The 9,630-nt window shown below is 61.5% G+C and carries 9 protein-coding genes; 2 read left to right on the plus strand and 7 right to left on the minus strand.

Translation table 11 applies throughout. The features are described 5' to 3' along the window. Positions 1-235 precede the first annotated feature (235 nt). Both KSY82_RS09830 and KSY82_RS09835 read right to left on the minus strand, forming a co-directional pair. Positions 236-1,672, minus strand: coding sequence for a M20 family metallopeptidase (locus KSY82_RS09830; protein WP_217751080.1), 1,437 nt, complete (start codon positions 1,670-1,672; stop codon positions 236-238). A gap of 55 nt (positions 1,673-1,727) precedes the next feature. Next, the gene (locus KSY82_RS09835) at positions 1,728-2,390 is read right to left on the minus strand and encodes an HAD hydrolase-like protein (protein WP_254881807.1); all 663 of its coding nucleotides are present in this window, start codon (positions 2,388-2,390) and stop codon (positions 1,728-1,730) included. Positions 2,391-2,546: 156 nt separating this feature from the next. Between KSY82_RS09835 and KSY82_RS09840 the strand changes: the two genes are divergently transcribed. Beyond that, on the plus strand, positions 2,547-3,407 hold the full coding sequence (locus KSY82_RS09840; protein ID WP_217751081.1) for a DegV family protein: 861 nt from the start codon (positions 2,547-2,549) through the stop codon (positions 3,405-3,407). A 92-nt stretch (positions 3,408-3,499) separates the two neighbouring features. Here KSY82_RS09840 and KSY82_RS09845 read toward each other — a convergent pair whose 3' ends face one another. From KSY82_RS09845 to KSY82_RS09865, 5 genes are all read right to left on the minus strand, one after another. Next, the gene (locus tag KSY82_RS09845) at positions 3,500-3,808 is read right to left on the minus strand and encodes a type II toxin-antitoxin system RelE/ParE family toxin (RefSeq protein WP_217751082.1); all 309 of its coding nucleotides are present in this window, start codon (positions 3,806-3,808) and stop codon (positions 3,500-3,502) included. 2 nt (positions 3,809-3,810) lie between these two features. Further along, positions 3,811-4,110, minus strand: coding sequence for a type II toxin-antitoxin system RelB/DinJ family antitoxin (locus KSY82_RS09850; RefSeq protein ID WP_022093815.1), 300 nt, complete (start codon positions 4,108-4,110; stop codon positions 3,811-3,813). Between the two features lie 112 nt (positions 4,111-4,222). Continuing rightward, entirely contained in the window at positions 4,223-4,981 is a 759-nt protein-coding gene (locus KSY82_RS09855; protein WP_217751083.1) for an LOG family protein, read from the minus strand. Between the two features lie 233 nt (positions 4,982-5,214). Next, positions 5,215-6,354 (minus strand): tRNA guanosine(34) transglycosylase Tgt, encoded by a 1,140-nt coding sequence (tgt, locus tag KSY82_RS09860; RefSeq protein WP_217751084.1) that lies wholly within the window; start codon positions 6,352-6,354, stop codon positions 5,215-5,217. A 316-nt stretch (positions 6,355-6,670) separates the two neighbouring features. Then, positions 6,671-7,471: an SDR family NAD(P)-dependent oxidoreductase gene (locus tag KSY82_RS09865; RefSeq protein ID WP_006235414.1), complete on the minus strand. Its 801-nt coding sequence runs from the start codon at positions 7,469-7,471 to the stop codon at positions 6,671-6,673. Between the two features lie 294 nt (positions 7,472-7,765). Here KSY82_RS09865 and KSY82_RS09870 point away from each other — a divergent pair, with 294 nt between their 5' ends. Next, positions 7,766-9,529: a coiled-coil domain-containing protein gene (locus KSY82_RS09870; protein WP_217751085.1), complete on the plus strand. Its 1,764-nt coding sequence runs from the start codon at positions 7,766-7,768 to the stop codon at positions 9,527-9,529. Positions 9,530-9,630: the final 101 nt, after the last annotated feature.

Here is a 9,630-nt window from a genome sequence, read left to right on the forward strand (position 1 = left end):
CGGGTGCCCTACCGGGAGTAGCCCCGACGGTTGACAAAACTATAGGAACACCCAATGACTACCCCACCGCAACAGAAAAAGCCCGGGCCGAAGCACCGGGCTCGTAATGCAAGTTTGTATCCAAGCAGGATATAGGGGTTTCCCAGGTGCCCGAGATTGCCCCGAAAGAGGAGCGCCGCGTACTTTGGTACGCAAGCGACGGTTTGAGGGGCAAGGTCGGGTGCCTGGGGAAGCCCTACAGCTCAAGTTCGTTGAGGCGCAGGATCGCAACAATATAGATCTTGAGCGCCTGTTTAAGCTGTTCCTCGTTGGCGCACTCGTTGGGGCCGTGCATCTGGCCGCCCCATGCGGGCAGCTCCAGGCCGGTCTCCTCGGGGCCAAACGAGACGGCGCGGGCAAAGTTGCGCGCGTACGTGCCGCCGCCCATGGCAAAGGGCTTGGCATGCTTGCCCGTAAACTCGTTATAGGTATCGATAAGCGCCTTCACGGCCGGATCGTCGGCAGACACCGAGAACGGCACCTTAGCGCGACCCAGCTGGCACGTCACGCCAAAACGGCCCACGAGCGGGTCGAGCTGCTCGCGGATGGTATCGGCACTCGTGCTGTCGGGGAAGCGCACGTCGATGACCTGCTCAATATGGCCATCCGCCACGCGGATGACGCCAGCGTTGCAGGTAAGCGGGCCAAACGCCGAGCTCGTCGCATCGATACCCAGGCCGCGGCCATAGGCGTCTGCATGTACAAAGGCCAGGAACTTGACGAACTCGTGCTCGGCAGGCGTCAGCAGGCGCTCGTCACGGGCACCAAACGCGTCCTCGGCCTCGCGCAGGTACGTCACGATCAGGCCGACGGAGTTGATCGTCCCCTCGGGCATCGAAGCATGGCCACCGATACCGTGCGCGAAAATCTGGGCATGGCCGTTCTCGAGCGCCGTGATCTCCAGGCGGTCGGCGTTCTCAATGGGCGCCGGCAGTTCATCGGCGGCAATCGCAAGCTCGCAGATAGACTGCGACGGAATGGCGTTGCTCGCCTCGGCGCCGCTCCACGATACGATGCGGCCGCCGTCGATCTTGGGGCTCACAAACGTCGCCCCAAACTGGCCCTTCTCGGCATTGCAGACCGGGAACTCGGCATCGGGCGTAAACAGAAAGTCAGGGTCTGCGTGGTTCTCCAGATAATGGTGAACGTCGGACATGCCCACTTCCTCATCGCAGCCCAGCAGCGCGCGGAAGGTATAGCGCGGCACAATGCCGTGCTTGATCAGGTAGGCACCGGCGTAGAGCGACAACACCGCCGGACCCTTGTCATCAATCACGCCACGGCCGAGCAGCCAGCCCTCGCGACGCTCCATCGCAAACGGGTCGGTGTTCCAGCCGGGGCCGGCGGGCACCACGTCCACGTGGCAGATAGTCGCGAGCTGCTTGTCGCCGCGACCCGGGATATCGGCAATGCCCACATAGCCCTCGTCGTCGCTCGTCTGGTAGCCGAGCTTTTGCGCAATGCCGAGCGCGCAATCGAGCGCATCACGAACCGGGCGGCCAAACGGCGCGCTAGGCTCCGCATCGGCAGCAACGGCTACGGACGGATAACTCACCAGCTGCTCGATATCGGCGACGACGTCCTCCCAGACCTCGTCGACATACTCGGTAACGCTCTGCTCCACCTGATTCATGGACGACCTCCTTACCAATGAGCGACGGGTACGCCCGCCCCTCACATTGCGTCTATTAGATAGCGAAAAGTTTAGCAAGCTCGGCCACCGAGTGCACCACTGCATCGGCACCCGCCGCCTCGTGCTCGCCCGGTGCCGCCGCGCCCGAATAGATACCAATGCACGGTACGCCCATTGCGTGCGCGCCCTCCACATCGTTGAAGCGATCGCCGATCATCACGGCATCGTCCGCGGCCGCACCCAAGGCCGCCAACGCGTCGCGAACCGAATCGGCCTTGGTCTCGCGCCCCTGCGGTGGATTCATGCCAACCACCGCCTCAAACTGCGAAAGCCCCAGCTCGCCCACCATGTCAATGCACTTTGCCTCCATGCGCGACGTCGCCACGGCCAAGCGCTTGCCCTGGGCGACCAACCCATCCAGCAGCTCGGGGATTCCATCGAACACGGGATACTCTTCCGGTCCCAGCTCATCAAAAAAGGCACGGTACTCATCAGCCACCACAAGCGACTCCTCGCGGGAGAAGCCATAAAAGTCGTGAAAGCTCTTCCACAGGGGCGGCCCGATCATGCGGCGCAGGTCACCCATCTGCGCCTCCGAAAACCCGCGCGCGGCAAGCGCCTTGCGCGTCGAGGTCATCACCGCCCGACCCGTATCTGCCACCGTGCCGTCAAAATCAAACAGCACAATCGGCCGCTCGCATAGCTGTAATGCCGCCATCGGCATCCCTCTTCCCCAGTTGATGATTTCCACACCGTCACTTCAAACTGTTGACTATTCAACAATTGAACCTAGCAATGTAGAGCAACTCCACTATACTTGTCGCACTTTGCTCTCAGAAGGCGGCGCGCAAGCGCCCCAACGAAAGGTGCAATTATGTCTTTTGCCATCATAACCGACTCCACGTCGGACATCTCCCCCGCCCGCGCCCAAGAGCTCGGCATTTACGTGATTCCGCTGCATGTGATTATCGAGGGCGAGGACCTGCTCGACCAGGTGCAGATTACCGCCCAGGAGTACGTCGCCCGCATGGCCGGCTCCGAGCAGTTGCCGCACACCTCGCAGCCGAGTGCCGGCGAGTTCAAGGAGCTCTTTGACCGCGTGCACGCCGACGGCCACGATAGCGCCATCTTTATCTCGCTGTGCAGCGAGTGGTCCGCCTGCTATGCCAACGCCAGTCTGACGGCCGAGACGCACGAGCTCGACGTGCGCTGCATCGACTCGCGCACCGGCTCGGGCGCCGAGGGCCTGCTGGTGGAGTACGCGCGGGCCATGCGCGAAGATGGCCGCAGCCTGGACGAGACCGAGGCGCAGATCCGCGCGACGCTGCCCGACGCCCACCTGCTGCTGATTCCCCGAACGCTCGAGAATCTCGTTAAGAACGGCCGCGCGCCCAAGCTCGCCGGCCAGCTGACGCAGATGCTCAACATTCGCCTGGCCGTTTCGCCGGAGTGGAAATCGGGCGAGATCAAGGCAATCAAAAAGGGCCGCGGCGCCAAGCGCATCGTCGCCAACACCATGGCAGATTGCCTCGCGTTTTTGGACGAGCACCCGGGCTCAAGCGTGCGCGTGCTCACGACCGGCGCCGCCGAGGAGCAGGAGCTCGTCAGCCAAGCACTCGCAGGCCAAGACTATGTAGACGCCGGCACCGGCCCCATCGGCTGCACCATCGCCACCCATGTAGGCGTCGACGCCATCGCCATCAGCTACTGCCCCTGCTACCAGCCCATCCACTAGGGGTACCTTTACCGCTTGCGGTGGAATAGGGACTGTTTTGGCTTATTAGCCGCCAATCAATCCCTATTCCACCGCAACTTAGAAATCGGCGATCAGCCCTGCGGGCCCTGGAACAGTTCCTCATGCGAGCCCATTCTGACCAGTCGGAGCACAGGATTCGTCTTATGCGGCAAGTACAGAACGACCACATCGACCAAGCCATCGGATAGGTGGAAATCGATGTGGCCGTTGTAGTTTCCGCCCGGGTTTGAGAGCTCGTGGGCGCCATACTCCGCCGGAAGCGACCCATGAGCCACAAGCTCTGCAATCGCCGCTTTAAACTCACTTTTTAGCTGCGGATGCATGCGCATCGTTCGTTTGTAGTCCGCCTTAAATTGAGCCTCGACTTTAATCTCGAACATCGCTATTCCTCATCGAGGAATGACATAAGCTCATCAGCGTTATTGAATGACGGGCTATCGTCCGGCAAAATCCCCAACTCATGAGCCTCGGCGATCACCATGGCACGCCTCGTCGCCTCGTTGGGCACCTCCGCCCTTCCTACAATCTCAAAAGGAATCTTTCGCTGATTTACCAGCTGCCGAACGGCAAGATTGAGATAGGAATTGAGGCTGAGGCCGACCGAATCCAAGAACTCAGTCGCCTGCTCCTTGAGCCCCTCTTCGATTCGAACCGTCGTAGGCTTAACCGTTGCAGTAGACATACGCGACCTCCTAGCCTCGTCTTTTGCATCAGTATACCCAGTTTAGATGGCAGACTGATGTTAAATAGCATCAATCTGCCGTTTTCATTACTACAACGACAGGCACCTCGCCCTACATCAGCCCGCTGAGCGCAATGTCGACGGCCTCGTTGAGGTCGTCGGTGATGTGCACCAGTTCCGGATCGAGCGGGCTGATCATACCGGCGTCCATCACCGGACCGTTAAGCCAGTCGAATAGGCCCTGCCAGTACTCGCTGCCTACCAGCACAAGCGGCATGCGCTTGACCTTGTGCGTTTGCACCAGCGTGAGCACCTCGAACATCTCGTCGAGCGTGCCAAACCCGCCGGGAAACACGATAGCGCCCGAGCTGTATTTGACGAACATGGTCTTGCGCACAAAGAAGTAGCGGAAGTCCATACCGAGGTTCACATATTTGTTGAGCCCCTGCTCGTGCGGCAGTTCAATGCCCAAACCAACTGACTTGCCGTTGACGCTCGCCGCTCCCCTGTTGGCCGCCTCCATGATGCCGGGGCCGCCACCGGTGATAACCGCCACGCCGCGCTGGGCAATCTTACGGCCGACCGCGCGCGCCGCCTTGTAGAGTGGATCGGTCTTGGGCGTGCGGGCGCTGCCGAAGATGGTCACTGCAGGACCAAGCTCGGCAAGCGCGCCGAAGCCATCGACAAACTCGGCCTGGATGCGCAGCACGCGCCACGGATCGGCGTGCAACCAGTCGGTCGAATCTTCAGGCGCCAGCAGGTTGGCGTAGGTGTTGTCCTTAGGAATCATGGGGCCGCGCATGACCACGGGACCGCGGCGATACGTCTCGTCGTAGGCAGGCTCGCCCTCGACGTTCTCATTCTTAATCATGGGTGCTCCTATCGAGAAAAAGAAAAACGGGCGGGGTCGACGCCATGCGTCAAACACCCGCCCGAGCATCAACTATTCGGTATGGTACCCACGATGTATCAAGTGCTTGCAAGCTATCGGTTAGCGGTCGCGCAACCGACGCCGGCGAATGCGATGCCCGGCGACGGCTGCGCGCGGTCGATTGGCACGCGGTCTCGACATCGCGCGAGTGCCTGCAAGCGCCCGCGCCGCTCTTAGTAGTCCACCGCCGCAGGGCTGTTCATCCAGTCGCTCACAAACGCGCCGTAGCGGCCCTCGATAATGGCCTGGCGGGCACGCTGCATAAGGTTGAGCAAGTAGTAGATGTTATGCATCGAAAGCAGAATGCCGCCGAGCATCTCCTTCTGCGTGACCATGTGACGGATGAGCGCGCGGCTGTAGCCGCCCGTGCACACCGGACAGGTGCAGGTGGGGTCGATGGGGCCGTCATCGTGCGCAAAGCGCGCGTTGCGGAAGTTGAGGCGACCCTCGCTGGAGAACGCCGTGCCCATACGGCCGGTGCGCGTCGGCAGCACGCAGTCGAACATGTCGATGCCCACGCCCACACCGCGCACGAGGGTGGTGGGGTTGCCGACGCCCATCAGGTAGCGCGGCTTGTGCTTGGGCATGTACTCACTCACGAGCGGCGCCAGCGTCTCGAACATAGTCTCGTGGTCCTCGCCCACCGAGTAGCCGCCAATGCCGTAACCGGGGAAGTCGCCGCACTCCTCCAGATGGCGCAGCGAGCGCAGGCGCAGATCCAGGTGCATGCCGCCCTGAACGATACCAAAGAGTGCCTGGTCATCGCGGGTATGCGCCTTATAGCAGCGCTCGGCCCACATGCTCGACAGCTCCACGGCGCGCTCAACGTAGGAGCGCGTGGCGGGATAGCCCGGGCACTGGTCGAGCTGCATGCAGATGTCGGAGCCGAGCTTCATGGCGATTTCCATGTTATCCTCGGGCGTCCAGAACACGTGGCGACCGTCGTAATCGTTGACGATAAAGCGCACGCCCTCGTCGGTGAGCTTGACGGCGTCGTTGTGACTGAAGACCTGGAAACCGCCCGAGTCGGTGAGGATGGGGCCGTGCCAGTTCATAAACTTGTGCAGTCCGCCCAGCTCGGCGATGGTGTCCTCGCCGGGACGCATGGACAGGTGGTAGGTGTTGGCGAGCACGATCTGCGCACCGAGCTGCTTAACGGTCTCGGTAGGAATGCCCTTGACGTTTGCCTTGGTGCCCACGGGCATAAAAATCGGTGTCTCAATGTCACCGTGCGGGGTGTGCAACACGCCGGCACGCGCGTGCGTCGTCGGGTCTTCGGCGATCAGGTCGAATTTAAAAAGGCTCTGGTCCATAAACTGGAACTCCTTGGTTGCGGTTCATACGCAAACCATTATACGGGCAACCCGCAAGAAGCACCGACTCGACAGAAACTGATGCAAAGGGGTCATAGTCGTTTAAGAACGTCCCCAACGACTAAGTCATTACCAACAACAAAGGTAACGCCGATGTTTTGGTACCGACAGCGAAAACCCGCCAGAGCGAGCAAGGTGACGTGAAACGAAAGGGCGCTGACCTTCTGGTCGCGCCCTTGAAGTTGAACGTCAGATTGCCGCTCTGGCGGGTTTGCAGCGTCGGCCCGTTACGGCGTTTGGTAAAACGCCGTAACCCCTAAGGCCGCTGGCCCATGCCACCCTCGAGGGTGACGGTCTCGCCGTTCATGTACTTAAAGTCGGGACCGCAGAGCTGAACGACCACGCGGCCGATTTCCTTCTCGACGTCGCCGTAGTGACCCGCCGGCGGCATGTGGACGTTGGCCTTAAACGCCTCGGGATAGGCATCCTGGAAGTTCTCGAGCGCAGCGGTCCAAGCAAGCGGGCAAACGATATTGACGTTGATGCCGTCCTTGCCCCACTCGTTGGCGGCAACGCGGGTCAGGCCGCGGATGCCCTCCTTGGCGGCAGCATAGCTGCACTGGCCATAGTTGCCAAACAGGCCGGCGCCCGAAGCGAAGTTGACCACGGAGCCCTTGGTCTCCTTCAGGTGCGGATAGGCCTTCTGCATGTACAGATAGGTAGCATACAGACCGGAGTAAATGGCCAGGTTAAACTGATCCATGGTGTGATCGGCGATGGTCACGCCCGAGGCGCTAGCCTGAGCATTGTTGACGACGGCGTCGATGCGGCCGAACTCCTCAATGGCCTTGTCGATGACGTTCTGGACGACGGCCTCGTTGTCCTGACCAGCCGAGACATCGGCCTGAACAGGCAGAACCTTGACACCGTACTCGGCCTCGAGAGACTCCTTGGCGGCCTCGAGCTTGGCGACGTTGCGGCCGGTGATGACGAGGTTCGCGCCCTCCTTGGCAAATGCGATATCGATGCCGTAGCCGATGGAGCCAGCGGAACCGTCCTTAAGCGTGGCCTTGCCGCCGCCGGTGACGATCACGGTCTTACCAGTGAAAAGTCCCATACAAAGTCCTTTCAAATCGCGACGGGCGAACCCGCCGACTGCGCGCATCCAAATAAACGCGCCAAAAGCTGAGATGCAACTTTAGCGCGTTCAAGCGAAAATAAAAGACCACGGTAGGCGAACGGCACCACGTCGTTCGGCGAAGGGATTGTCAAGTACAAACTGAATAAAGCGACCGAGTTATTGTTATCAGATCGAGCCATCGAACACGTTTTGAAACTTTGCTGCGGCGCGCGGGATGTCGGCGCGAGACTTTATCATAGGGTGACAAACAACGATGAGGAGCACATGCCTATGACAGACGAGCTGGACCCCCAGACTCAACAGCATATTGATGATCCCGCAGACGTCACCGCAGATACTGACGCTGTGACCTGCGATGGTATCGACATCGACGACCCCATCTTGGACGAAAGCGCTACGGCGCAAACCCCCGAAACAGAAAACGCCGATGAGCAAAACGACGATGCGCCCGCACAGGACGACGCCCCTGTACAGGACGACGCCCCGCAAGCAGCGGGCCCCATCGAGGTGTCTTCGGAAGAAGAGCTCGATGCCGTCATGGACTCCATGATGGATGCTGTCAAAGCGATGAAAAACGCCGTCGCCGATGCCGATATCGATGCCGAGGAAGAGGAGGCCGCCGAGGCGGCCTCGACCTTTGTGCCCGGCGAGACTCCGGTTGCCGACCAGGGCAGCACCATGCCCTCGTTTCTGCAGCTCGAGCACCCCACGATTGGCGCCGATGCGGTCGATCCGCACGCAGCAGGCTTTTCTGTGGTCGAGGGCGGTACCGGCAATATCGCCGCGCCGCAGGCTGCCGATGCGGACGCTGCCGACACCGCTCGCCCGACCGCCCCGCATTCCCCCGCCGCGAGCCGCGATCTGGGGACCGCCGTCTCGAACACTGCGAACGCCGTGGGCACCTTTATCGCCCAGGGCGCCTCGGCCATGCGCGAGATGAATGCCGCGAAAAAGGCACTTGCCGATGCCCGCGCCCACCTGGCCGAACTTGAGCAGCGCATTGCCGATCAGGCCGAGGAACTCGAAACGCGCCAGGATATCGCAGGCCGCTACGACCAGATCGTCGCCGACCAGCGCCAGGCGATCGCCACAGCGCAAAAGACCGCTGCGGCAGCCGAGATTGACCGTGATGTCCACGCCGCCAAAGCGACAGAGCTCAAGGGGCAGTTCGAACAAATGAAGACAGAGGATGACGCGACTGAGCTCCGCCTGAAGGCCGCGCTCGATGCCGTGGAGGCCCGCGAGGCGAGCTCGCGCGAGACCGGCAACCGCCTCGTTCGCCGTCTTGAGGATTCCAAGCGCATCCGCGACAAAGTGCAGGCCGAGCGAGACGCCGGCATTGCCGCCGCACAACAAACCGTCGACGCCACGCGCGCCCAACTCGAGACGCTGCGTCATGAGTATGCCGAGCTGCAACGCAATCCCTCGGCAAATCCCGCCAACTATACGGTGCGCACCAGCGAGCTCTCGATGCAAATCTCCGACACGGCAGATGCCCTGCGAAAAGCCGAAGAAGATGTCCCACGCATCACCGCCGACCTTGAGCACTCGCTTGCCGCAGCCGAGCAGGCCGTCGAACAGGCGCAGGCCCCCATCGCCGACGCCAAGCGAGCCCATCAGGCCGTGACGGCAGAGGCCGATGCCGCGCGCGACGAGCTGCAGACCGCAAAAACCGCCGCTGCAACGCGCCAGCGCGAACTGCGCGAGAAGATCGCCGCCGAGGACAAGGCACGCCGCGACCAAGAGCAGAGCATAGCCAACGCCCAAGCAGATGCCGCGCATGCGCAGTCGATTATCGAACAGGCGACCGAGGTGCACGACCACCCAGAGATCACTGAGTCGCTTGCAGGATCCTTGGCCCGAGACAAAGCCGAACACGCCGAGACCGAGCGAGAGGTTACCCAGCTCGAAGCCACCGAGGACGCGGTGCGCGAGCGTACCCGCGACTCACGCATCAAATTCACCGGCGCCATCGTCTGCATCGTCACCGCAATCCTGGTGATCATCCTGATCTGGCTCTTCGCGAGCAAGTAGTCGTTTAAGAACGTCCATTACAGTCGAAATTGTCAGCCCGGGACCATCTCGGGCTACGATTGAGGCGCGCCCAGAACGGGCCGCCGACCGGGCGCCCGCGC

The sequence above is a fragment of the Collinsella aerofaciens genome, assembly GCF_019131995.1.
Classification (GTDB): domain Bacteria; phylum Actinomycetota; class Coriobacteriia; order Coriobacteriales; family Coriobacteriaceae; genus Collinsella; species Collinsella aerofaciens_S.